The 25019-nt window shown below is 58.6% G+C and carries 21 protein-coding genes and 2 riboswitches; of the genes, 13 read left to right on the top strand and 8 right to left on the bottom strand.

All coding sequences use genetic code 11. The features are described from left to right. Window positions 1-84 precede the first annotated feature (84 nt). The 4 genes from NYR50_RS12180 to NYR50_RS12165 all read left to right on the top strand — a co-directional run bounded on the left by NYR50_RS12180 (window position 85) and on the right by NYR50_RS12165 (window position 4188). Window positions 85-885 (top strand): DeoR/GlpR family DNA-binding transcription regulator, encoded by an 801-nt coding sequence (locus NYR50_RS12180; RefSeq protein WP_418136112.1) that lies wholly within the window; start codon window positions 85-87, stop codon window positions 883-885. 12 nt (window positions 886-897) lie between these two features. Continuing rightward, window positions 898-2088, top strand: coding sequence for an MFS transporter (locus NYR50_RS12175; protein WP_306018037.1), 1191 nt, complete (start codon window positions 898-900; stop codon window positions 2086-2088). A gap of 120 nt (window positions 2089-2208) precedes the next feature. Next, the gene (gene ispG / locus NYR50_RS12170) at window positions 2209-3459 is read left to right on the top strand and encodes a flavodoxin-dependent (E)-4-hydroxy-3-methylbut-2-enyl-diphosphate synthase (RefSeq protein WP_418136111.1); all 1251 of its coding nucleotides are present in this window, start codon (window positions 2209-2211) and stop codon (window positions 3457-3459) included. 66 nt (window positions 3460-3525) lie between these two features. Beyond that, window positions 3526-4188 (top strand): OmpA family protein, encoded by a 663-nt coding sequence (locus NYR50_RS12165; protein ID WP_418136110.1) that lies wholly within the window; start codon window positions 3526-3528, stop codon window positions 4186-4188. Between the two features lie 30 nt (window positions 4189-4218). Here NYR50_RS12165 and NYR50_RS12160 read toward each other — a convergent pair whose 3' ends face one another. Continuing rightward, window positions 4219-5133, bottom strand: coding sequence for a polyprenyl synthetase family protein (locus NYR50_RS12160; protein WP_418136109.1), 915 nt, complete (start codon window positions 5131-5133; stop codon window positions 4219-4221). A 236-nt stretch (window positions 5134-5369) separates the two neighbouring features. Between NYR50_RS12160 and mtgA the strand changes: the two genes are divergently transcribed. Beyond that, window positions 5370-6017 (top strand): monofunctional biosynthetic peptidoglycan transglycosylase, encoded by a 648-nt coding sequence (gene mtgA, locus NYR50_RS12155; protein WP_370363052.1) that lies wholly within the window; start codon window positions 5370-5372, stop codon window positions 6015-6017. A 33-nt stretch (window positions 6018-6050) separates the two neighbouring features. On the opposite strand, the gene NYR50_RS12150 is transcribed toward mtgA, so the two are convergent. After that, entirely contained in the window at window positions 6051-7070 is a 1020-nt protein-coding gene (locus NYR50_RS12150; RefSeq protein ID WP_418136108.1) for an aldose epimerase family protein, read from the bottom strand. 75 nt (window positions 7071-7145) lie between these two features. Next, complete coding sequence (metA, locus tag NYR50_RS12145; RefSeq protein ID WP_010972516.1) at window positions 7146-8072, bottom strand: homoserine O-acetyltransferase MetA; 927 nt, start codon at window positions 8070-8072, stop codon at window positions 7146-7148. Between the two features lie 83 nt (window positions 8073-8155). Then, a riboswitch (SAM riboswitch) is annotated at window positions 8156-8232 on the bottom strand. A 90-nt stretch (window positions 8233-8322) separates the two neighbouring features. Between metA and NYR50_RS12140 the strand changes: the two genes are divergently transcribed. The 7 genes from NYR50_RS12140 to NYR50_RS12110 all read left to right on the top strand — a co-directional run bounded on the left by NYR50_RS12140 (window position 8323) and on the right by NYR50_RS12110 (window position 16629). Next, entirely contained in the window at window positions 8323-8976 is a 654-nt protein-coding gene (locus tag NYR50_RS12140) for a thiamine diphosphokinase (RefSeq protein WP_092771903.1), read from the top strand. 4 nt (window positions 8977-8980) lie between these two features. Further along, complete coding sequence (locus tag NYR50_RS12135) at window positions 8981-10807, top strand: ABC-F family ATP-binding cassette domain-containing protein (protein ID WP_418136107.1); 1827 nt, start codon at window positions 8981-8983, stop codon at window positions 10805-10807. 96 nt (window positions 10808-10903) lie between these two features. Then, the gene (locus NYR50_RS12130) at window positions 10904-11296 is read left to right on the top strand and encodes a VOC family protein (RefSeq protein WP_418136106.1); all 393 of its coding nucleotides are present in this window, start codon (window positions 10904-10906) and stop codon (window positions 11294-11296) included. A gap of 45 nt (window positions 11297-11341) precedes the next feature. Then, window positions 11342-11452: riboswitch (TPP riboswitch) on the top strand. A 37-nt stretch (window positions 11453-11489) separates the two neighbouring features. Beyond that, on the top strand, window positions 11490-12503 hold the full coding sequence (thiB, locus tag NYR50_RS12125; protein WP_418136105.1) for a thiamine ABC transporter substrate binding subunit: 1014 nt from the start codon (window positions 11490-11492) through the stop codon (window positions 12501-12503). A 19-nt stretch (window positions 12504-12522) separates the two neighbouring features. Continuing rightward, a complete protein-coding gene (gene thiP / locus NYR50_RS12120) occupies window positions 12523-14148 on the top strand; it encodes a thiamine/thiamine pyrophosphate ABC transporter permease ThiP (RefSeq protein WP_418136104.1) in 1626 nt (541 codons plus the stop codon). After that, the gene (locus tag NYR50_RS12115) at window positions 14145-14861 is read left to right on the top strand and encodes a thiamine ABC transporter ATP-binding protein (RefSeq protein WP_418136103.1); all 717 of its coding nucleotides are present in this window, start codon (window positions 14145-14147) and stop codon (window positions 14859-14861) included. The genes thiP and NYR50_RS12115 overlap by 4 nt, the downstream gene beginning before the upstream one ends. A 253-nt stretch (window positions 14862-15114) precedes the next feature. Beyond that, window positions 15115-16629: a M48 family metalloprotease gene (locus tag NYR50_RS12110; RefSeq protein WP_006310888.1), complete on the top strand. Its 1515-nt coding sequence runs from the start codon at window positions 15115-15117 to the stop codon at window positions 16627-16629. Between the two features lie 58 nt (window positions 16630-16687). Here the strand turns inward: NYR50_RS12110 and leuC are convergent, their stop codons facing one another. Further along, window positions 16688-18097 carry a 3-isopropylmalate dehydratase large subunit gene (gene leuC / locus NYR50_RS12105; RefSeq protein WP_418136102.1) on the bottom strand — a complete coding sequence of 470 codons (1410 nt, stop codon included), beginning with the start codon at window positions 18095-18097 and terminating at the stop codon, window positions 16688-16690. Between the two features lie 414 nt (window positions 18098-18511). Between leuC and NYR50_RS12100 the strand changes: the two genes are divergently transcribed. Further along, complete coding sequence (locus NYR50_RS12100; RefSeq protein ID WP_418136101.1) at window positions 18512-19789, top strand: MFS transporter; 1278 nt, start codon at window positions 18512-18514, stop codon at window positions 19787-19789. Window positions 19790-19909: 120 nt separating this feature from the next. Here NYR50_RS12100 and NYR50_RS12095 read toward each other — a convergent pair whose 3' ends face one another. From NYR50_RS12095 to rplS, 4 genes are all read right to left on the bottom strand, one after another. Further along, a complete protein-coding gene (locus tag NYR50_RS12095) occupies window positions 19910-20872 on the bottom strand; it encodes a rhizobiocin (protein WP_418136100.1) in 963 nt (320 codons plus the stop codon). 179 nt (window positions 20873-21051) lie between these two features. After that, on the bottom strand, window positions 21052-22365 hold the full coding sequence (locus NYR50_RS12090; protein WP_418136099.1) for an HlyD family type I secretion periplasmic adaptor subunit: 1314 nt from the start codon (window positions 22363-22365) through the stop codon (window positions 21052-21054). Then, window positions 22358-24091, bottom strand: a complete 1734-nt coding sequence (locus NYR50_RS12085; RefSeq protein WP_006310881.1) for a type I secretion system permease/ATPase — start codon at window positions 24089-24091, stop codon at window positions 22358-22360. The genes NYR50_RS12090 and NYR50_RS12085 overlap by 8 nt, the downstream gene beginning before the upstream one ends. 325 nt (window positions 24092-24416) lie before the next feature. Next, entirely contained in the window at window positions 24417-24956 is a 540-nt protein-coding gene (gene rplS / locus NYR50_RS12080; RefSeq protein ID WP_174009441.1) for a 50S ribosomal protein L19, read from the bottom strand. Window positions 24957-25019 lie beyond the last annotated feature (63 nt).

Below are 25019 nucleotides of genomic sequence, written 5' to 3'. Positions count from 1 at the left end.
CGGCGGGCGTTTTTTATTGCGCGCTGGCAGAAACTTGATTATGCATGTTCGTGCACGTTTATTCTTGTTTATGCATGAGTCCTAATGAGTGATCATTTCGTCAGTGAGCGGCAGGCGCTCATCCTGGCGCAGTTGCGGCAAAGCGGCCGTGTGCTGGCGCAGGATCTGGCCCACAATTTCGGCGTTTCCGAAGACACGGTGCGCCGCGACCTGCGCGAGATGGCGGCGCGGGGGGAATGCCTTCGCGTTTATGGCGGAGCGCTGCTTTCCGACAGCACGACGGTGCCGCTCAAAACGCGGATTACCGAGGATGCTGACCGCAAGGCCATGCTGGCGCGCGCCGTCGTTCCGCTCATTGAACCGGGCATGGTGGTTTTCATCGATGCCGGGTCGACCAATCTTGCCATTGCACGAGCGATACCGGCCGGGCTCAATCTGACCGTAGTGACGAATACGCCCGCCATAGCCGCCGAGCTGACGGGGCGGGCCGATATCGATCTGGTGCTGATTGGCGGCAAGGTCGATCCTGCCGTTGGTGCGGCGATTGATGCCATGGCGCTTCGACAGCTTGAACTGATGCGGCCAGATCTGTGCGTCCTCGGTGTTTGCGGCGTTGCGGCGGAGACGGGCCTTTCGGCGGATGTTTTCGAAGATGCGGTGTTCAAGCGGCTTGCCTGTAGTGCCAGCCAGCGGGTGATCGCCGCCATCACCACGGAAAAGCTCGGCCACAAGGCCGCTTTCCACGTCCATGATTTTTCCCCACCACTTTGCCTCGTGCTGGAACGGGATGCCGACCGTGCCTTGGTCGAGTCGCTTTCGGCACAAGGCGTAGACGTCTATTGCGGCGAAGATGACGCTGCCCCGTTTTCTTATGGTCAAGTCTGAAGGATATTGCCGATGAATGGCCCCACGACATTTTCGCCGACAGGCACACGCTCATCCTATCTGACGCGGCACAGGCTTGGCGTTTCGCTGCTGTTTTTGATGAACGGCTTCATGATGGGGTCATGGGCGCCCAAGATTCCGGAGTTTGCCGCACGCCTGTCCCTCAGCGAAAGTGCGCTCGGCCTGATCATTCTGGTTTTCGGTATCGGTTCGCTGGTTTTCATGCCGATTGCCGGGTCGCAGATCGCCCGTTTCGGCTCGCGTACGGTGAGCCTCGTCACCGCCGCGATCTTTCTGCCCACATTGCTTTTCATTTCCTGGGCCGGCACCGTCTGGGCAGGGGTGATTGCGGTCTTCCTGTTTGGCGGGCTGACGGGTGCGATGGATGTCGCGATGAATGCCAATGCCGTGGCGGTGGAGCGCGATATGCGTCGGGCGATCATGTCGTCCTGTCATGCCTTCTGGAGCCTCGGTGGCCTCATCGGGGCCGGTCTCGGCGGTTACCTCATCACCGCCATCGGTGTGCAGGGTCACGCGATTGCACTTACCGTCATCGCGCTCGTGCTTCTGGTCATTGCGTGGCCGCGGGTTCTGGCGGACCGTCCGCACCCTGAGGAGGAGCGCCCGAAAGGTGGCCTGCCGCTGACGCCACTGCCCTGGATCATCGGCCTGATGGCGCTGTTCTCGATGATCCCGGAAGGGGCCATTCTCGACTGGGGTGCGCTTTATCTGCGCAATGAACTCGGCGCTTCCGTATCGCAGTCCGGTTTTGCCTTCGCAGCCTTTTCCATGACTATGGCGGCGATGCGTTTTGCCGGTGACCTGGTGCGTGACCGCTTTGGCGCTGTGACGACCCTACGGTTCTGCTCGGCCATGTCGATCATCGGCCTCATCATTGCCGGTGTTGCGGGCAACTCCACCATCGCCATCATTGGCTTTGCGATTGCCGGCATAGGCATTTCCAACATGGTGCCCATCGCCTTTTCGGCCGCAGGCAATATGCCGGGGCTGGCACCGGGAATCGGCCTTTCGGTCGTTACCACCATGGGTTACTCCGGTATCTTGGTGGCACCGTCCGCCATCGGCTTCATTGCCGAACATACCGGCCTTGCCAGTGTCTTCATGGCGCTGCCTCTGCTGCATGTGGTGGTTTTGCTGCTTTCGCGGCTCGCCCGCCATGCGGATGGTGCGGGCAAGGAATAGGCGTCTCGAATTTTGCCATGATTGCGGTAAAGTAGAAGCTCCAGCGCGTTGGGTGTTGACAAGCAAGCCCCCTTGTTTCACCTCAATTGCAAGACCTTGCCGCAAGCTCCAGAGACCGCCATGAATTCACCTGCCGATTACGACCCGAAGCCCCGCCGCGCATCCGTCGCTGTCGACGTAGGCGGCGTTATCGTGGGAGGCGGTGCACCCGTCGTGGTGCAGTCGATGACCAATACCGATACGGCTGACATCGACGCCACCGTCCGCCAAGTGGCGGCACTTTTCCAGGCCGGTTCGGAAATGGTGCGCATTACCGTCGACCGAGACGAAAGTGCTGCCGCCGTGCCGAAAATCCGCGAGCGGCTGCTACGACTTGGCATGGATGTGCCGCTGATCGGTGATTTTCACTATATCGGCCATAAGCTTCTGGCCGATCATCCGGCCTGTGCGGAAGCGCTGGCCAAATACCGCATCAATCCCGGCAATGTCGGTTTCAAGGACAAGAAGGATAAGCAGTTCGGCGAGATCGTCGAAATGGCGATCCGTTATGACAAGCCCGTCCGCATCGGCGTCAACTGGGGGTCGCTCGATCAGGAACTGCTGACGACGCTGATGGACAAAAACAAGGAGCAGGGTTTTCCGCTCTCCGCCCGTCAGGTTACGCGGGAAGCCATCGTTCAGTCGGCACTGATTTCCGCCGAGCTTGCCGAAGAGATCGGCCTGCCGCGCAACCGCATCATCCTGTCGGCCAAGGTCAGTCAGGTGCAGGACCTGATCGCCGTTTATTCGATGCTGTCGGAACGATCCAATCACGCCCTGCATTTGGGCTTGACCGAGGCGGGCATGGGTTCGAAGGGCATCGTCGCTTCGTCAGCTGCCATGGGTTACGTGCTGCAGCATGGCATTGGCGATACGATCCGCGTTTCGCTGACGCCTGAGCCGAATGGCGACCGCACCCGCGAGGTGCAGGTGGCGCAGGAACTGCTGCAGGTCATGGGCTTTCGGCAGTTCATTCCTGTTGTTGCGGCATGTCCCGGCTGCGGGCGCACCACGTCCACGGTATTTCAGGAACTGGCGCAGAACATCCAGAACGACATTCGCAAGAACATGCCGATCTGGCGTGAGAAATATCCAGGGGTCGAGGCGCTCAACGTCGCCGTCATGGGCTGCATCGTCAACGGCCCCGGTGAAAGCAAACATGCCGATATCGGCATTTCACTGCCCGGAACCGGCGAAAGCCCGGCTGCACCTGTTTTCATCGATGGCGAAAAGGCTCTCACCCTGCGTGGTCCCAACATCGCCGCCGATTTTGAAGCGCTTGTGATCGACTACATCAAAAAGCGTTTTGGCCAGAAAGATGCGGCGGAGTAATGCGTAAGTTGCAACGGCCTGAATTCCACTGTCATACCTCCTGAACCTCTCGGAGCATCCAGAAAAATGATCAAAAAAATCGCGATCGTCGTCCTTTGCGGCACCTATCTTTCCGCCTGCACCACCACTGATCCCTATACGGGTGAGCAGAAGATGTCGAACACGGCGGGCGGTGCCGGCATCGGCGCCGTCGTTGGTGCTCTCGGTGGTCTGGCTGTCGGCGGCTCGCCGGTTGGTCGCCGCAACGCCGCGCTGATCGGTGCGGGCATCGGTGCTCTCGCTGGCGGCGCCATCGGCAACTACATGGACGGACAGGAAGCCGAGCTTCGCGCCCAGCTTCAGGGAACCGGTGTTTCGGTGACCCGCCGCGGCGACAGCATCGTTCTCAACATGCCGTCCAACATCACCTTTGCCACGGATCAGGACCAGGTCATTCCGCCGTTCTACCAGACGCTCGATTCTGTCGCCATCGTACTGAACAAGTTCGACCGCACTCTGATCGACATCAACGGCCACACCGATTCGACCGGCAGCCTGCAGCATAACCAGGCGCTCTCCGAGCGTCGTGCTGCCTCTGTCGCCAATTATCTCGGTGCACGCGGCGTCGACCAGCGCCGTATTTCGACGCTCGGCTTCGGCCCGTCTCAGCCGATTGCTTCGAATGCCTCGTCGGATGGCCGTGCCCAGAACCGCCGCGTCGAAGTGCTGATTTCGCCGCTCAAGGGCTGATTGGATGATGAAAAGCTGAGAGGTATCCGCTCAGCTTTTCCGTTCGGCGATGAATCTTGCGGCCGCGATGAGAATCGCGGCCTTTTCGCCGTAGGGGGCGAGGAGTTCGCTGGCTTCCGCCACCTGCTCCTGAAGCTTTTCGCGTGCCCATGCTTCGCCGCGTAAGGCCACCAGCGTGCCCTTGCCGCGTGCGGCATCCTTGCCGGTCGCCTTGCCCATGGTGGCGGCATCGGCGGTCAGATCCAGAAGATCGTCGGCAAGCTGGAAGGAAAGGCCAATCTTTTCGCCGAAGAGGCGCAGTCGCTGCCTTTCGGCTTGATTGCTGCCGGCAATGATCGCGCCGGCCCCACAGGCGAAACGCAGCAAGGCACCGGTTTTCATAGCCTGCAATGTAATAATGCCATCCTCGTCGGGCGCTTTCTTTTCGGCAGCGAGATCAAGGGCCTGCCCGCCAGCCATGCCACCAATACCGGCGGCACGCGCAAGCGACAGAACGAGGGCGGCCTTGCGCTCGGCCGCCAGCGGATTGTCATCCGAGGCGATAATGTCGAAAGCAAGCGTCAGCAGGCTGTCACCGGCGAGGATGGCGGTCGCCTCGTCGAATTTGCGGTGCACGGTCGGCTGGCCACGGCGCAGGTCGTCGTCGTCCATGGCTGGCAGATCGTCATGGACAAGCGAATAACAATGGAGGCATTCGAGTGCTGCGCCGACGTGGAGGCCGGCTTCGGCATCTCCGCCCAGAAGGGCGACACTCTCGATGACAAGAAAAGGCCGCAGGCGTTTGCCGCCGTTCAGCACGCCATGGCGCATGGCCTCTAGCAGGTTTTGCGGGCGTGTGATCTCGTCCGCGCGCGCCTTGCCGGAAAGCAGGTGGCCAAGCAGCGCTTCGGTTTTCGCCGCGTTTTCGCGCAGCCGCGTTTCGAAATTCGTCATCTGAGCGTCCATGCGCGCTCTTTGGCATGCCGGACGAATGCAGGCAAACCTTTTCGTGATTCCTGGGTCGCAACGGTGTGACCGGACTCGCCTTGAAGACGGCAATGGACTATGAAAGGCTTCAATTGGCGTGGGCGCGGGGACGGATATTGAGCAGTACGCCTGAAAGCGACGCAGAATACGCCGTGCTGGCGGAAGACCGGAGCAGTCCGAAGGTGGATTTTCGCACGTTGGCAAAGCGCATCATCATGACCTTGCTGGCTTTGCTGATCCTGCCTTATTTGCTGATCCCGGTTTATGCGTTGCCGTTCATCCGGCCTGTTTCAACGCTGATGCTTGCCGATCTCGTGACGCTCCAGGGTTATGACAGGCGCTGGGTGCCGCTCGAGGATATTTCGCCGCGCCTCGTGCAATCCGTGATGATGTCCGAGGATGGGCAATTCTGTTTCCACGGCGGCGTGGACTGGAACCAGATGCAGTCCGTGGTCAGCAATGCACTGGATGGGGCCTCCACCCGCGGTGCCAGCACCATTCCGATGCAGACGGCCAAGAACCTGTTTTTATGGAACGGACGCTCATTCCTGCGCAAGGGACTGGAATTGCCGCTGGCAATCGCGGCTGATTTCGTCTGGTCGAAAAAGCGGATGATGGAGATCTATCTCAACGTCGCCGAATGGGGGCCGGGCATTTACGGTATCGAGGCGGCCGCCCAGCATCATTTCAAGATACCGGCCGCCAAGCTCAGCTCGCGTCAGGCGGCGTTGCTGGCCGTCTCCCTGCCCAATCCGATTGACCGGGTTGCGAGCAAACCCGGGCGCGGCCTGCAGCGGCTGGCCGGCCTTATCGAGCGTCGGGCCCGCGCCTCGGGCGGCTATGTCGGCTGCGTGCTGGACTGATCCTGTGTGCTTGACTGATCCCGGCCCTCTGCCTCAGCCCTTCCTGAAAATATAATCCGTTTCCTGACGCAGCATTTCGCCCGGCCGCAGGATGGCGTGCGGAAAATCCGGGTGATTGACGGCATCGGGCCAAATCTGCGTTTCAAGGCAGAAACCGGCGAAGGGGCCATAGTGGCGGCCATCGAGGCCCGGAACGGGAACGTCGAGCTTGAAGGCTGAATAGAACTGCACACCGGGCTCTGTCGTGTGGACTTCAAGGGCAATATCGGAGGCAGGTGAATAGGCGCGGGCGACCTTGCGCTTGGCGCGACGCTCGGGCGAAAGGCAGAAATTGTGGTCGTAGAGAACCTGTTCGCCATTCTCCTTGCGCCGCATTGGCGTCGGGTGGCGCAGGTCGAAGACGGTGCCTTCGACGGAGCGGATTTCGCCGGTCGGTATCTGCTGTTCGTTGGTCGGCAGGTAAAAGTCAGCGGCGATGCTGATCTCATGGCCAAGTGCGGTATCCGCGCCGTCGAGGTTGAAATAGGAGTGCTGGCACACATTGGCGATGGTCGGCTGGTCGGTCACCGTTTCATAAACAACCGAAAGCACGCCGCCATCGCGGATCGTATAGGTAGCCGTGACCGTGCAATTGCCGGGATAACCGGCGCGTCCATCGGGATCGATGATTTGCAGGACGGCGTGGCTTTCGCCGTGTTCCATCAGCATCCAGTTGCGCTTGCCCATGCCGTCGCTGCCGCCATGCAGATGGGTCACGCCCTTTTCGTTCAGTTCCAGCTGATAGTCGTGCCCATCGATTGCGAACTTGCCATTGCCGATGCGATTGGCGTTGCGGCCGGGCGTGGCGCCGAAATAGGAGGAGTATTTGTAATCCTCGAATTTGTCGAAGCCGAGCACCAGCGGGGCCTGGTGGCCGTCAAGCCGCAGATCCTGGATAACAGCGCCCCAGGTGATGACTTTCGCCGTCAAACCGTCTTTCGAGATAGTGACGCGTTCGACCTTTTCGCCGGTCGCCGTGAAACCGAAATCTTCTCGTGCCGCACCGTCGCTCATCTTGTCATTCTCCCTGGTATCGCGAATTGCCGGGCGGACGTTGCGTCATTTTCCGGCAATTCGCAATCCTGTAGTTTACGCGGCCAGTTTCCCGATGGCTTGGGGGTCATAAGGCGTCGTCTGGTATATCTCGTTGATCCAGTTTCCGAAAAACAGATGGGCGTGGCTGCGCCAGCGGTTCAGCGGGGCAAGCTCTGGATCATTGTGCGGAAAATAATCATGAGGCAGCTTGATGGGGACACCGGAGTTCACATCACGGAAATATTCATCCGCAAGCGAAGTGGAATCATATTCAACGTGGTTAAACATATAGAGCCGATTTCCGGCTTTCTCATGCGCCAGGCACACGCCCATCTCGTCGGACTCCATCAGGATTTCCAGCTCGGGGTGTTTTTCGATATCGGCGCGGCGCACTTCCGTCCAACGCGACACTGGAACCTGAAAATCGTCTGAAAAACCGTTAAGGTAAATCGATGAGGGGCTAAGGTTGCGGTGGCGATAAACCCCGAAAGCCTTTTCCTTCAACTCGTATTTCGGCACCCCGTGGAAATGGTAGATGGCGGCCATTGCGCCCCAGCAGACATTCAGGGTCGAATGGACGTTGGTCTGCGTCCATTCGAAAATCTGCTGCATCTCGTTCCAGTAGGTCACGTCTTCATAATCTAGCAGTTCGATCGGTGCGCCGGTGATGATGAAGCCGTCGAACTTGCGGTGACGGACCTCTTCCCAGGTCTGGTAGAAGGAGAGGAGATGTTCTTCCGGCGTATTCTTGGCGCGGTGACCGCCGATGCGGATGAGCGACAATTCCACCTGCAGCGGCGAGGCGCCAACAAGACGTGCCATCTGGATTTCCGTCTTGATCTTGTTCGGCATGAGGTTCAGAAGCCCGATCTGGAGCGGGCGAATATCCTGCCGGATGGCCGCCGTTTCGGTCATGACCCGCACACCCTCATGAACGAGGGTCTCAAAGGCGGGAAGCGTATCGGGAATCTTGATTGGCATGTCGAACTCTCTTTTCCGGATCACGTAAAGAACGTTGCGAAAACAAAAAAACCGGCAGCGAAATCGCGGCCGGTCCCAGGAAATTGCCCTTTTCCTCGACCCTTTAGCGACTTCTTTAAAGTGGCTGCAAGCCGGTCGGCAAATCACCACTGAGGCGTTTCATAATCCTGAAGCCGGCGAAAATCAATATAGGCTGATTTCATCGGGGTTTCGGCTTTCCATTTTCGGCTGAGGTGCGGTAAGGCAGGGCATGAATAAAGAGCGCTTCACCATTCTGCTTGGCGGCGATGTCGCGGTGACCGATCGTCTGAAACAGGCGGTCGTCAATAGCCGTGTGATTGCGGCCGATGGCGGCATGCGCCATGCCGCACCGCTTGGTCTCACGCCCGAACTGTGGGTCGGGGATTTCGATTCCGCCAGCCAAGAGCTTCTCGATGCCTGGCCGGATGTGACGCGGCAACCCTATCCGGCCGCAAAGGCCGTGACGGATGGTGAGATCGCGGTGTCCGAGGCACTGTCGCGTGGCGCGCATTCGCTGTTGCTGGTGGGAGCGCTCGGCGGCGCGCGAAGCGACCATGCGCTTCAGCACCTTCTTTATGCGGTGGCGCTGGCGGAGCGTGGTTTCGAGGTGACGCTGACCTCGGGTGAAGAAGAGGCGAGGCCGCTGCTTGCCGGTTCGCTCTCCATTGATCTGCCGGGCGGATCGCTGTTCTCGGTTGCCGGCTTCACCACCCTTGAGGGGCTCGATATCGGTAATGTGCGTTATCCGCTCAATGATTTCGCGCTTGCTTTCGGTTCCTCCCGCACTATTTCCAATGTCGCGAATGGCGGCCCTGTGCATTTCTCGCTGAAAAGCGGCAAGGCCATCGTGCTCGCCCGCCCCTATGACCTGACCGGAGCCTGACGCCTTGGCACCCCCAATTCTGAAACTCGACGATATCAAGCTGACCTTCGGCGTGACCCCGCTGCTCGACGGTGCCAACCTCCAGGTGGAGCCCGGTGACCGCATCTGCCTTGTCGGACGTAATGGCTCGGGCAAATCCACGCTGATGAAGATCGCTGCCGGTCTGGTCGAGGCACAATCGGGCGAGGTTTTCCGGCACCCCGCCGCCACCATTCGTTATCTGGAACAGGCACCGGATTTTGCCGGTTACGCCACCGTTCAGGCCTATGCGGAATCGGGGCTCGGACCGGGCGACGATCCCTATCGCGTGACCTATCTTCTCGAGCATCTGGGTCTTACCGGGCAGGAAAATCCGGAAAGCCTTTCAGGCGGCGAAGCGCGCCGTGTGGCGCTCGCCCGCGTGATGGCGCCGGAACCCGATATTCTGATGCTGGACGAGCCGACCAACCATCTGGACCTACCCACGATCGAATGGCTGGAAGGCGAGTTGCAGCAGACGCGCAGTGCGCTGGTGCTGATCTCGCACGACCGGCGTTTTCTCGAAAAGGTCTCGACCTCTACCGTTTGGCTCGATCGCGGTCAGTCGCGCCGTCTCAATCGCGGCTTTGCCCATTTCGAGGAATGGCGCGACAAGGTGCTGGAAGAGGAAGAACTGGAACAGCACAAGCTCGGCAAGGCCATCGAGCGCGAAGAACACTGGATGCGCTACGGCGTGACCGCAAGGCGCAAGCGCAACATGCGCCGCGTCGGCGAGCTTCAGGCCATGCGTGCGGACTATCGCGGCCACAAGGGGCCGCAGGGTTCCGTGCAGGCGACCGTCACGGAAGGGCGGGAATCAGGCAAACTGGTCATCGAGGCCGACGCCATCACCAAGGTTTATGGTGAGCGCGTGATCGTGGCGCCGTTCTCGCTCAGGGTTCATCGTGGCGATTGCATCGGCCTCGTCGGGCCGAACGGTGCGGGCAAGACGACGCTTCTGAAGATGCTGACGGGCGAGCTTGAGCCCGATAGCGGCACGGTGAAGCTCGGCACCAATCTGGAGATCGCCACGCTCGACCAGAAGCGCGAGGATCTCAATCCCAACGAAACTCTCGCGCATTATCTGACCGACGGGCGTGGTGACAATCTCCTCGTTAATGGCGAAGTGAAGCATGTCACTGGCTATATGAAGGACTTCCTGTTCCAGCCTGAGCAGGCCCGCACGCCCATCCGCAATCTTTCCGGTGGGGAGCGCGCCCGCCTTATCCTGGCGCGCATTCTGGCACGGCCGACCAATCTTCTGATCCTCGACGAACCGACAAACGATCTCGATATTGAAACGCTCGATTTGTTGCAGGAGATCGTTGCCGGTTTTTCCGGCACGGTCATTCTCGTCAGCCACGATCGTGATTTTCTCGACCGTACCGTCACCTCCACCATCGCACCTGCCAATCCCGATCAGCCGGATGGGCGCTGGATCGAATATGCGGGCGGTTATTCGGACATGATGGCGCAGCGCAAGGGTGCGGCGGACGAAAAACGCAAGGTCGAAAGGCAGGAAAAGGCCAAGGCCATATCCTCAGCCTCGCCGTCGCAGGAGCCTGCGAAGGCCAAGGGCAAACTCTCCTTCAAGCAGAAATTCGCTCTCGAAAACCTTCCGAAGGAAATGGAAAAGACCCAGGAAGAGATCGCAAAACGCGAACAGCGCATGGCTGACCCGCAACTCTTTGCCAAGGATCAGGTCACTTTCAACAAGCTGGCGCAGGAAATGGAAAAGCTGCGCGAAAAGCTGGAGACCATGGAAGAGGAATGGCTGGAACTGGAGATGCTGCGCGAGGAACTGGAGAGCTGAAGTCAGGCACTCCGCGTTCGCGCAATCCTGGCTCGGCCTTTGACAGACAAGCCGAATTGCCGTTCTATGACCCGCTCGTTTGGAGGAGATCTGAAAATGCGCATGATTTTTGTCAATCTGCCGGTCAAGAATATCGAAGTGTCGAAAAGCTTCTTCACGGCCCTCGGTTTCAGTTTCAATCCGGAATATTCCGACGACCGCACGCTCTGCATGATCGTGGAGGAGAACATTTTCGTGATGCTTCTTCAGGAGGAACGGTTTCGCGATTTCATCAACGGCGATATCGCCGATGCCAAGCAGAGTACCGAGGTTCTGACCTGCCTTTCCGCCGGGAGCCGGGAGGAAATCGACGGGATGATCGCAACCGCGCTTGCCTCCGGCGGTAGCAGCTGGAAGCCGGTTCAGGACCATGGCTTTATGTATGCCGGCAGCTTTCAGGATCCCGACAGTCACGTCTGGGAACTGGTGCATATGACGGGACAGGGCTGATCTCGCCCATCTTGCCAATCACCGACGACGGGACTAAACCATCATCTTGATCTAACGGGGTGTCTTCTGTGCTTTTGTGCAGAAGGCTGAGAGGCTTGCCAACCCGAAGAACCTGATCCGGTTCATACCGGCGGAGGGATTAGACGGCTTAAAGGCAAGCGGCTATTCCTTCTCGTTTTTTGAGGAGATACCCGTGCGCCGTCGTCTTTTCCTGAATTCCGTCATTGCCGCTTCGCTGTTTCTGCCCGGTTTCGCCGCGGCGCAGGACAAGCCGGAACTGACCGTCTACACCTATGAAAGCTTCGCTTCCGAATGGGGCCCCGGCCCCAAGGTAAAGGAAGCCTTCGAGAAGGTTTGCGGCTGCACGGTCAATTTTGTCGGTGTCGCGGATGGCGTGGCGCTGCTCAATCGTCTGAAACTTGAGGGCAGCGGTTCCAAGGCGGACGTCGTGGTCGGGCTCGACACCAATCTTGTCGCGGAAGCCAAACAGACCGGCCTTTTTGACGCCAGCGGCATCGATGCATCGGCGGCCAAGGTGCCGGGCGGTTACAAGGACGATGTTTTCGTACCCTATGATTATGGGCATTTCGCTGTCATCTATGACACGCAGACGGTGAAAAACCCGCCGACGAGCCTTAAAGAACTGGTGGAAGGCGACCCTGCGCAGAAGATCGCCATTCAGGACCCGCGTACCTCCACGCCTGGGCTTGGCCTGCTTTTGTGGGTAAAGTCAGTTTATGGCGACAAGGCGCCGGAGGCCTGGGCAAAGCTCAGAAAGCGCATTCTCACCGTCACGCCGGGCTGGTCGGAATCCTATGGCCTGTTCACCAAGGGAGAGGTGCCGATGGTGCTCTCCTACACCACCTCGCCCGCCTATCACATGGTCGCCGAAAAGTCGGACCGTTATCAGGCTGCGGCCTTTTCCGAAGGGCATTACATCCAGATCGAAGTGTCCGGCCTTCTCAAAAACGCGCCACACAAGGAGCTGGCAAAGCAGTTCCTGGCTTTCACGCTGACATCAGGTTTTCAGGATGCCATTCCCGAAAACAACTGGATGATGCCGGTTGCGGCAACGTCGGCGCCCTTGCCCGAGGCATTTTCCAAACTTGTCGTGCCGCAGAAGACCTTCCTGATGGATCCCGAAGAGGTGGCGAAGAACCGCAAGGCCTGGATCGATGAATGGCTTTCGGCCATGAGCATGAACTGAGGCAGAGGCACGCCCGCGCATGATGTTGCGTCGCGATTATCGGCGGTCGATCATTTTGGGGACGGCGGCTTTTGCCGCCGTTTTCCTGTTCATGGCGCTCGCGGTTTTTGCGCTATTGTCCCTTGCTGTCGGCGCATCCGCCGCCGGTATCATGGATGCCTATACGCTGCGCATCCTGCGCTTCACGCTGTACCAGGCGACGTTGTCCACCCTTTTGTCCATCGTTCTTGGCCTGCCCGTCGCTCTGGCGCTCGCCCGGCGGAAAGAGTTTCCCGGAAGGATCTGGATCATCCGGCTGATGGCGGTGCCGATGGGGCTGCCGGTGATTGTCGGCGCCTTCGGCATCATCACCATCTGGGGCAGGCAGGGCGTGCTGAATAGCGCGCTTGTTTTTGCCGGGGCGGATGAGCCTTTCAGCATATACGGACTTTCCGGCATTCTCATCGCTCACGTCTTCTTCAATCTGCCACTTTGTGTGCGGCTGATGCTGGCGGGGCTGGAGCGTATTCCGGGGGAATATTGGCGCATGGCGGCAAGTCTCGGCATGGGGCCGGTTTCGGTTTTCCGTTTCATCGAATGGCCGGCGGTCTCGCGGCTCATTCCCGGCATTGCCGGGCTGGTTTTCATGCTGTGCGCCACCAGTTTCACGCTTGTCCTTCTTCTCGGTGGCGGGCCGGCGGCGACAACGCTGGAGGTGGCGATCTATCAGGCGCTGCGGTTCGATTTCGATCCGCAGCGGGCGATTGCGCTTTCGGTTCTGCAGATCGTCCTCACCGCAGTCCTGCTTGGACTCCTTGCCTTTCTGCCATCGCCGGAAGCGGAAATCTCCTCGCTCGGTCGCAACATCCGCCGTTTCGACGGCAGAACGACAGGCGCGCGGCTGTGGGACGGTGCGGCAATCGTTTTTGCCGTCTTCCTGGTCGGGCTGCCGCTTGTCGCAATAGCCGTCTCTGGGCTGCAGGCCGATCTGTCGCGTCTGCTCATCGCGCCGATCTTCCTGCGTGCCGCGGCGACCAGTGTTTTAATCGCCATGCTGTCGGCAATTCTCGTCGTCCTCTGCTGCATGGCGATCATCGGCGCACGCCAAGCCATCGGCTCCAGACGCCAGGTGGCGTGGCCTCTCGGCCTGCTTTCCGCCCTGCTTGGGGCGGGTTCGTCGCTGGTGCTGCTTGTTCCGCCGGTCGTGCTGGGAAGCGGATGGTTCCTGCTGCTGCGGGTATTCGGTGACGTCAGCTTTTATGCGCCCGTTCTCGTGGCGCTCATCAATATGCTGATGGCCCTGCCGCTTGCCATGCGGGTGATGGAGCCAGCCTTCACCAGCCATTTTCTGCGCACTGGCCGCCTTTCCGCCAGTCTCGGGCTTCAGGGCTATTCGCGGCTGCGGTTTGCCGATCTGCCGGTTCTGTGGCGGCCCATGCTGATGGCGTTTTCTTTTGCCATGGCGCTGTCGCTCGGCGATCTCGGGGCAGTTGCACTGTTCGGATCGGAAAATTTCGTGACCTTGCCCTGGCTGGTTTATAGCAATATGGGCAGCTATCGCACCAATGATGCCGCCGGTTATGCCTTCATCCTCGGTGTCGTTTGCCTGCTGCTTGCCGCAGGCGGTACTTCACGGCAATCCCAATCAGCAAGGGCTGGCATATGACAGGCGATGATTTTGCCGTTGCGCTGGACAAGCTCAGGTTACGGCTTGGAACGCAGGATTTCGATCTTGATTGCACCTTTCCGCAAGGTCAGGTGACTGCCGTTGTGGGTGCCTCCGGTTCAGGAAAATCGACGCTCCTCAATCTCGTTGCCGGTTTCGAGGCGCCGGATTTCGGCCGCGTGGTTATCGATGGATTGGACATGACGGCACGCGACCCTTCGGAAAGGCCGGTTTCATCGATTTTCCAGGACAATAATCTGTTCGCCCATCTCGATATTTTCACCAATGTCGCTCTCGGCGTCAGCCCCGGCCTGAAATTGCGCGCGGAAGACCGGCAGAGGATCGAGGTGGCGCTGGCGCGCGTCGGTCTTGCGGGTTTCGGCAAGCGCCTGCCGGGCACGCTTTCCGGCGGCGAAAGGCAAAGGGCGGCACTGGCGCGTGCGCTGGTGCGGCAAAAACCGGTCATGCTGCTCGACGAGCCCTTCGCCGCGCTTGATCCGGGACTGCGGGCGGGCATGACGTCTTTGCTTCTCGACTTGCACGCCGAAACAAAAAATACAGTGATTATTGTCACCCATCACCCCGACGACATAAAAAAGCTGGCGCAACGGGTGGTTTTTCTTGATCGCGGCCGCGTTGTCTATACGGGCTCGACCGCAGATTTCTTCGCCACACAAAATGTGAAGGCGGTCGACAGTTTTCTGAATGGCTGATCGCCTTATTTTCGACGCGTGCCGCTGGCAATCGCTTTAGATAACTTCATGGCGCTAATTTGCACTTGCCAGTTTCAAGTTGTTGCCCGAGAAAAGATGGGAATTATTGCGTTCTTCAGGAATATTCCGGACTTGATGGATCGTTTTTACCATTTTGGCATTCATCGCCCTTTGGGGCGAATCTGTTATTCTGGTCTGCAATTAACGGATGATCAGGAACGTTAAGGGGCAGGCATAGAGAATGAAAAATAGCATGACTGCACAGCGGAGGCTTTTCTCCGGTTCAGGCCTTCGCCGTTCCGGCCGGCTTGCTGCGGCGTGGTCCGCGCTGACGGCGTCTGCCGTGCTGCTGTCATCGTGCCAGTCCCTGTTCAGCCCGGCCTACCAGTCCACATTGCGTCCCTCTGACAATCCGCAGACCGTGGAACAGGTGCAGAAGAACGATCCGCGTGCCCAGATGGGTGCGCGCGAACATCCGCGCATCGTGGCAAGTTATGGCGGCGAATATCGCGATGCCAAGACGGAGCGGCTGGTCGCCCGCATTGCCGGAGCGCTGACGGCTGTCTCGGAAAATCCGCAGCAATCCTACCGCATTACCATTCTCAATTCGCCCGCCATCAACGCTTTCGCCTTGCCCGGTGGATATCTTTACGTGACACGCGGGCTTCTGGCGCTCGCCAATGACGCCTCGGAAGTGGCGGCCGTGCTGTCGCACGAGATGGGCCATGTGACCGCCAACCACGGCATCGAACGCCAGCGCCGCGAAGAGGCGGAGGTGATTGCCAGCCGCGTGGTTGCGGAAGTCCTGTCGAGCGACCTCGCCGGCAAACAGGCGCTGGCGCGCGGCAAGCTGCGGCTTGCGGCCTTCTCCCGTCAGCAGGAATTGCAGGCCGACGTCATCGGCGTTCGCATGCTGGGCGAGGCCGGTTATGACCCCTATGCATCGCCGCGTTTTCTGGATTCCATGGCGGCGTATGCGCGGTTCTCTTCGGCCGATCCCGAGAACGACCAGAGCCTCGACTTCCTTTCCAGCCACCCCAACACGCCGCAGCGCATCGAGCTTGCACGCCGTCATGCCCGCGCCTTCGGGCAGGAAGGGCAGGTTGGGGACCGTGGCCGCGACTGGTTTCTGGATGGCATAGACGGCCTGCTTTACGGGGACAGCCCGCAGGAGGGTTATGTTCGCGGCCAGACATTTCTGCATGGAACGCTGGGTATCCGTTTCGACGTGCCGGAAGGTTTCGTCATCGACAACAAGGTGGAGGCCGTTCTGGCGACTGGCCCGGGCGACATGGCCATCCGTTTCGATGGCGTGGCCGATCCGAAACAGACCAGCCTTGCCAATTACCTGACCAGCGGCTGGGTTGCCGGCCTGTTGCCGGAAACCGTCAAGGAAACACAGATCAACGGTCTGGAGGCAGCGACAGCCCGCGCCAGCGCCGATAAATGGGATTTCGATGTGACCGTCATTCGTGTCGGGCAGCAGATTTTCCGTTTCCTGACGGCAGTGCCGAAGGGCAATACGCAGCTCGATTCCATCGCCAATGTGCTGCGCACCAGCTTCCGCAAGATGACGCCGCAGGAGATTGCCTCGCTGAAGCCGCTCAGAGTACGCGTAGTGACTGTGAAGCCCGGTGAAACCGTTGCGACAATGGCGGCCCGGATGATGGGAACGGAGCGGAAGCTCGACATGTTCCGTATGATTAACGCGATGAGCGCCACCGCCACGCTTCAGCCCGGCCAGCGGGTCAAGATTATTTCGGAATAGACCCAAAGAAAAACCCCGGATCGCTCCGGGGTTTTTTGTTGTCTGGCATCTGCTGGAATTATTGCCACTCGCGCACGTCGACGAAATGACCGGCGATTGCCGCAGCCGCAGCCATGGCCGGCGAGACGAGGTGGGTGCGGCTCTTATAACCCTGACGGCCCTCGAAGTTGCGGTTCGAGGTGGAGGCACAGCGTTCGCCGGGCTTCAGGCGGTCGTCATTCATGGCAAGGCACATGGAGCAGCCCGGTTCGCGCCATTCGAAACCGGCATCGAGGAAAATCTTGTCCAGACCTTCCTTTTCCGCCTGTTCCTTGACGAGACCGGAGCCGGGCACGATCATGGCCGAGACGGTGGAAGCCACCTTGCGGCCATCGACGATCTTTGCCGCCGCCCGCAGATCCTCGATGCGGCCATTGGTGCAGGAGCCGATGAAGACACGGTCGATGGCGATATCGGTGATGCGCGTGCCGGGTTTCAGGCCCATATAGTCAAGCGCGCGCCATTTGGAAGTGCGCTTGTTTTCTTCTTCGATATCATCGGGATTGGGAACGATGCCTTCAACGGAGGTCACATCTTCCGGAGACGAACCCCAGGAGACGATTGGCGGCAGATTGGCTGCATCGAGGATGACAACCTTGTCGTAATGGGCGCCCTCGTCGGATTTCAGCGTCTTCCAGTACGCGATGGCCTGTTCCAGCGTCTCACCCTTCGACGCACGGGGCTTGTCCTTGATGTAATCGAAAGTCGTCTCATCGGGTGCGATCAGACCGGCGCGGGCGCCGCCTTCGATGGTCATGTTGCAGACCGTCATGCGCCCTTCCATGGAGAGCGAGCGGATCGCCTCGCCGGCAAATTCGATCACATGACCGGTGCCGCCGGCCGTGCCGATCTCGCCGATGATGGCAAGGATGATGTCCTTGGCCGTCACGCCTTCCGGAAGCTTGCCATCGACACGCACCAGCATGTTCTTGGCCTTTTTCTGGATCAGCGTCTGGGTGGCCAGAACATGCTCCACTTCCGACGTGCCGATACCGTGCGCCAGAGCGCCGAACGCGCCGTGGGTGGAGGTGTGGCTATCGCCGCAGACGATCGTCATGCCGGGCAGGGTGAAACCCTGCTCGGGGCCGACGATATGGACGATGCCCTGGCGCTTGTCGCGCTCGGAATAATATTCGACACCGAACTCTTTGGCGTTCTGCGCAAGCGCTTCCACCTGAATGCGGCTTTCCTCGTTCTTGATGCCTTCCAGCCGGTCGGCTGTGGTCGGAACATTATGGTCGACCACGGCGAGCGTGCGGGTCGGCGAATGCACGGGTCGGCCTGCAATGCGCAAACCTTCGAAGGCCTGCGGGCTCGTCACCTCATGCACGAGGTGACGGTCGATGTAGAGAAGACAGGTTCCGTCCGGGTCACGATTGACGACGTGGTCGTCCCAGATCTTGTCATATAAAGTGCGAGGTGCGCTCATGGCTCTATGCCTTGTCATGGAAAAGGGTAATCAGGGTTCAGAAAGGCGGTGGACAGCGGGTGCTGTCAGGCGAGCCTAAGTCGGCTGTTGAGCGCCCCGGAAATGCGCGCAAAGAACCGTGCCGGCAGACGCTTGTGGTCCTGCAGGACGTAAACATTCTGAGCGAGACATCCGAATTTAGATCCCATGGCAACTTTCATAGCAGATCGATGGTTTTACGGCAATATGAATGCTTGGGGACACGCCGAAGGATGGATTAGTTTCGCCCATATGCACTGCACCAAGATTGAATCGCCTACGCTGCAACGCTTTGCGATCGATATGGTGCGGCGCAACTTGCCTATTTTGCGGCGCACATATAGATGGGTTCCCTTATCATTTGCATTCGACGAGAAATCGAAGGGAGGAAAGCACATGGTATCCGAAAAGGCCCTCATATCGAAGATCACCTGGCGGCTGATGCCGTTTCTTGGCCTTCTCTACCTCATCGCTTATATTGACCGCCAGAATGTCAGCTATGCCAAGCTGCAGATGGTCGATGCGCTGAGCCTCAGCGAATATGCCTACGGTCTTGGCGCTTCGCTGTTTTTCATCGGTTATTTCCTCTTCGAAGTGCCGAGCAACCTGTTCCTCAACCGTTTCGGCGCCAGCAAATGGTTTGCCCGCATTCTGGTTTCCTGGGGCGCCGTTACTATCGCGCTTGCCTATACGCAGAATGCCACGATGTTTTACATCCTGCGTTTCCTGCTCGGGCTTTGCGAAGCGGGCTTCTTCCCCGGCGTGTTGTTCCTCATGACGCTCTGGTTCCCGCGTGATTATCGCGGCCGCATGATCGGTCTCTTCATGATTTTCAGCGCGCTTGCCAATGCGGTCGGCGCGCCGCTCGGCGGCATGCTGCTCGATCTCGACGGTTTCCTCGGTTATGCCGGATGGGAATGGGTTTTCCTGGCAACCGGCATACCTGCCGTCATCGCCGGCATCGTCACCTTCTTTTATCTGGATGACACGCCTGATAAGGCAAAGTTCCTCACCCAGGATGAGAAGGACTGGCTGAAGAACCGGCTGGCCGAAGAAAACAAGGGCATGGAAGACCATGCGGAAGATGGCTTCAAGGCCCTGATCAACCCGCGCGTTCTGTTCATGGCGCTGTGCTATGTCGGATTTCCGCTGGCTGCCTACGGGCTTAGCTACTGGCTTCCGACGATCGTGAAGAGTTTTGGTGTTTCCAACACCACCAACGGCTTCATCAATATCATCCCCTGGATTATCGTCGCCATCGCCCTGTTCGTCGTGCCTTCCGCAGCCGACAAGGCGAAGAACAAGACGCCCTATATCGTTGGTCCGGCTTTCGTTGGCGCTTTCTGCCTGCTGATGTCGGCATTGCTCAGCGATCCGGTGTTGCAGTTCGCCTTCCTTTGTGTCGCTGCCGCAGGTATCTTCGCCGGCCAGCCGGTGTTCTGGAGCCTGCCCGGCCGTTTCCTCAAGGGAGCGGGTGCGGCTGCGGGTATCGCCGCGATCAATTCCGTCGGCAATCTCGGTGGCTTCGTGGCGCAGAATGTCGTGCCCTGGATCAAGGACCAGACCGGCAGTACCATCGCGCCGATGTTCTTCCTTGCTTTCTGCCTGGCGCTGGCAGGGGTGCTGGTCATCATAGCAGCGCGTAGAATGGGCGATCAGGTCAAGGCTGCCTGACTTTGGAAGACTGCGACAGCTGACGCGATTGCTCACAGTCGCATATATAAAAATTGTGGCCCGGAGGTTTCCGGGCCACAATCATTTAAGCGATGGAATATGAAATTCTCTTTGATAGAATTATGCGGTGAACCAATCGCTACCCGTCAGCTGAACACCGGAAACGATGATCTTCTCGCCCTTGTGCTCGCCAGAGACGTTGTAGCTGAGGATAGTGTCGTTATCGATCGTCGAGATCGCCCAGTTGTCGAGTACCGTGCCAACCAGCTTGAGCTTGTCCATGGAGGCGTTGAAGCCTTCGATGGTATCGGTCGCGAAGCCCTTGGCCATGTCGCCGAGATTGAAGACGAAGGTATCGGCGCCACCGCTTGCAATGATGTGGTCGATGCCCTTGCCACCGGTCACCAGCGACGAAGCAAGCTTTACGCCGCTCAGGTCGATGGTGTCGTTGCCAGCACCCGCGTCGATCTTGACGGAGGTGAAGCTACCGTCAGTGATGCCAGCGCCGCCGTTCACTGCGCCGGTATTGGCAGCAAGACTACCCGTGCCAGCTGCAGAAGCGTCGTTAAATGCAGCGCCAGCCTTGACGATGATCGTGTCGTTGCCCGCGCCGGTGTCGATGTTGAAATTGTTCACCCAGGTCTTTTCATTCGAAACGACAGAGACGGTGACCGTGTCATTGCCTGCGCCGGTCGAAATGTTGCCACGCTTGGCATTGAGAACTTCAACGTTGGACGAACCGGTACCACCGAGATGAACGTCGACCTGAACGAAATCCTTGAAGGTGAGGTTTTCAGAGGTGTCGGACTGGGCGAGAGCGTTCTTTACCGAGTTCCATGCCGAAGACACGTCGAATTTGAAGCCGTTCGCGGCGGCATCATAACCAACATCGACCGTACCGCCAGCACCGGTGCCGGCGACAGCGACAGAGCCGACGTTGACACTGCCGGATTCCATCGAGGAACCAGTCTTAACCTGCGCGGTCGATTCCGTGAGGAGCTTATAAGCTTCCTGATCAATGAGGCTGGTGAGCGAGGAAACCGAAGCGGCGCCACCATTACCGAACGTTACTTTTAACGCCATTTTAAACTCCTATAAATTTTTGAGAAATCGATGAATTGAAATTAAGTTTCTGTTAATTATTGCGGGTAACATTTAATACATAAAAAACCATAATACAATATAAGAAAATCGTATTTTCAAAAAAATCGCGTATTTGGTGTGTTGAAATTTTTTCTCTTTTTTTCTTAAAAAGTAAGAAACTATTCCTGCACGAAAGTCTTTTTGAGTCTGTCCTGGAATGGCTTCACAAAATAGGAGAGAACACTTCTCTCGCTGGTCTGGATAAATACTTCCGCCGGCATGCCAGGATACAACTTCCCACCAGGTAGATGCCCCATGCCAGCTTTGTCGGGTCTGATGCGCAGGACGTAATAGGATGTGCCAGTTCGGGAATCCGTCTGCAGGTCAGGGGCGACGACAGCAACTTCCGCGCTCAAGTCCGGTGTCGTGCTTTGATTGAACGCCGTGAAGCGAACGGTGACCGGCTGTCCGACGTAAATCTGATCGATGTCTCGCGGCGTTATATTGGCTTCGATTGCAAGCTCATCCTTGTCAGGAACCACCAGCATCAGCACTTCACCGGGTTGAATGACGCCGTTTATGTTGTGCACTGAAAGCTGATAGATACGACCGGCAATCGGTGAGCGGATGTCGAGACGATCGAGCTGGTCGCGTGTTGCCGCCAGCCGCTCTTCATATTCGGCAACTGTTGCTTCGATCGATGTCAGATCTTTCGTGACTTCCGATTTGCGGTCTTCATCGAGTTGAAGCAATTGCAGGTCCAGTTCGCTCAGCTTGCCCACGGTCTGCGCACGAGCCGCAATATATTGGCCCTGCTGACCTTCGAGATTGGAAAGCTGGCGCTTCAGGAGATTGAGGCGCTGGAGCGTGACGAGTCCCTTTTTCAAGAGCTCATCTGTCTTGGAGACATCTTCCTTCACAATGGCGAGTTCGTTTTCCGTGGCCTCAACCTGTACGTCGAGGCCGCGTGCCTCGTCGGCCAGTTGAAGCTTGCGTGTGGCAAGCTGCTTTTTCATGCCGATCAACGCGTTGCGACGACTGTTGAAAAGGTTCTGTTCGCTATCGATGAAGGTTTTGGCCGACTTCAAACTCGTCAGTGCCGTCAGGTCTTCGGTCACGGTGAAAGAGGGTTCTTCGGCAATCTCTGCCCGCAGGCGCGCCCGACGCGCATAGAGTTGCGCAAGCGTATTCTCAATGATGGAGAGGTTTGCCTGAACGACCGTGGCGCTTAGCCGCAACAGGATCTGACCGGCCGCGACCCTGTCGCCTTCGACGACATTGATCTCACTGACGATGCCGCCGGAAAGATGCTGGATTTTTTTGGAATTGCCTTCAACGACCACCCGGCCCGTGGCCACCACGGCGCCGGCAAGCTTTGCGAAAGCCGCCCAGCCGCCCATCCCGACGAGAAGGCCGAGACCGAGAACGACCACGGCGGCCGAATGCCTGAGAATGGATGAGTTCGTCGTACCGGTTTTTTCTGCATCAGCCATTTTCGCTCACCCGGTTCTCAATCTTGCGCGTTTCTTCCCCCTCCGGCACCTGGCGGATATTCTGCCGCAGGATTTGCGCAAGCACCTCTTCCTTGGTGCCGAAGCGCAGCATCCGGCCATTGCTCATCACCATCACCATATTGATGCTTTCGAGGGCGCTGGGGCGGTGTGCAATGACGACGACAATGCCGCCGCGCGCCCTGATGTCGCCGATGGCATTGCGCAGGGCTGCCTCACCTTCGCTGTCCAGATTGGAATTCGGCTCATCGAGGAGGACGAAGAAGGGCTCGCCGAACAGCGCGCGGGCAAGGCCGATGCGCTGTTTCTGCCCGCCCGACAAAGCCTCGCCGCGATCGCCTATAGAGGTATCGTAGCCATTCGGCAGGTTGAGGATCAGCTCATGCACCTGTGCGGCCTTGGCGGCGGCAACGATCGATTCCGCAGTCGCGTTGCGGTCGAAACGCGCGATGTTCTGCGCGACCGTTCCCGGCATCAATTCCACCTGCTGAGGCATGTAGCCGATGGATTTGCCGAGGAACTCGAAGTCCCACTGGTTGAGTGCTGCCCCATCGAAGCGGACGGAGCCGCGCTCATAGGGCCAGATGCCGGTCATCAAACGCGCCAGGGTGGATTTACCCGAGGCGCTTGGACCGATGATGCCGAGACCATCGCCCGCATTCAGCGTGAAGGAGATGTCGGCGACCGTATCGCGCGCGCCATTGGGCGGGCCACCGGTGACACGATCGACGGCAACGGTAAATTGCGGACGCGGCAGGGAGAGCGGTGGGGCAGGCTCCGGCACCAGTTCCAGAAACTCGTTGACGCGCTTCCAGCCCTGCCGTGCGGTCATGAAGCTGCGCCAGTTCGCGATCGCGTGTTCGACAGGGCCGAGCGCCTTTGCAGAAAGGATTGATCCTGCGATGATGCTGCCCGCCGAAGCATGGCCGTCGATGACAAGCACGGCGCCGATGGCCATGACGCCGGATTGCAGCAACAGGCGGAATGTTCGCGACATGGCGCCGAGCATGCCTGCGGTATCTGACGTTGACAGGGTCACGGAGCGATACTTGGAGTGCAATTCGTCCCACATCGACGTCACCGCACCCATCATACCCATGGTCTTGATGGATTCGATGTTGCGCTGGCTGCTGCCGACAAGCACGTTTCTCTGGCCCCGTGCGGTGTAGGCCTGCTTCGTCGCCCTTTCGGTCAGCCAATTGGTCAGAAGCGTCAGCACGACGAGAACCACGGCCCCGCCGAGCACCGCAAAACCGATCCAGGGATGCAGGGCAAAACAGATCAGGAGATAGATTGGCAGCCAGGGAATATCGAAAAAGGCTGCCGGGCCCGGTCCGGAGAGAAACTGGCGGATCTGATCGAGATCACCGACGATCTGCAGCCCGTCGATCTTGCTGGAGGCCAGAAGCGGGGCACTGATCGATGCCCTGAAAAGCTTCTGATTGAGCGCATCATCCATATTGTCGGAGATGCGCGCCAATATACGGCCTCGCAATGCGTCGAACCCCATCAGAAACGCGTAGAGAACGATCAGGAGAACGACCAAAGCCACAAGAGATGGAATGCTCTTGCTGGGCAAAATGCGGTCGTAAACTTCCAGCATGAAAAGCGAGCCGGAAAGATTAAGGATGTTCATCAACGCGCTGGCGAGGCCAACCGCGAAAAAAGCGGACTTATTTTTTGTTAAAAAAGAATTAAATAAAAACATAATAACACCTAAAACAGCAAGAAAATTGCACAATAAAAGGGATTAGGCAATGCTATTCGAGGATGGGCTAAAACACCCGCCTGAAAAAACTAAGTAAATATCTGTTATCTGTTTGGAACCTGTTGGTTTATCCAGAAAAAAACTGAAATGGGACCAGCAGACGGGAAGAAGCGACGGCGTTTCTTAAGGTTTCTGGCCCGCCGCCCGTAATTCGGGCCAGGTATCCAGTTGGCAGTTTGCGGCCTGCGGTTTGCGATTGGCAGCCTGAGACCACAAAAAAGGCGACCCGAAGGCCGCCTTTTGTGCATCCATCGAAATGGAAATCTTATTCCGCCGTAGCTTCTGCAGCCTTTGCTGCTTCTTCCGCTGCCTTGGCTTCTGCGGCTTCGGCTGCTGCCTTTTCGGCGGCGAGAGCCTGTGCTGCTGCTACCTTTTCAGCTTCCAGACGTGCCTTTTCTTCGGCAGCTGCCTGGCGCTCGGATTCGTTCAGCTTACGGGCGCGCGTACCGGTGTTTTCAACGATACGGGCAGCCTTGCCGCGACGGTCGCGCAGGTAGTAGAGCTTCGCGCGGCGAACCTTACCACGGCGAACGATTTCAACGCCTTCGACCAGCGGGGAGTAGATCGGGAATACGCGCTCGACGCCTTCGCCGTAGGAGATCTTGCGAACGGTGAAGCTTTCGGAAAGGCCGCCACCAGAACGGGCGATGCAAACGCCTTCGTAAGCCTGGATACGGGTACGGGTACCTTCCGTCACGCGAACGTTGACGCGCAGCGTGTCGCCCGGAGAAAACTCGGGCAGGGTGCGCTTCGCTTCGATCTTGGCAGCCTGTTCGGCTTCCAGCTGCTGAATGATATTGGTCATGTTAACCTCTGATTTCTTCTGAAACAGCCAGAGCGCTCAACGGTTCGCCTGTCGGTCAATGCC

Source organism: Agrobacterium sp. El2ro-1b (genome assembly GCF_048298475.1).
GTDB classification, from domain to species: domain Bacteria; phylum Pseudomonadota; class Alphaproteobacteria; order Rhizobiales; family Rhizobiaceae; genus Agrobacterium; species Agrobacterium fabrum.
This window is presented reverse-complemented; position numbering and strand designations above follow the sequence as displayed.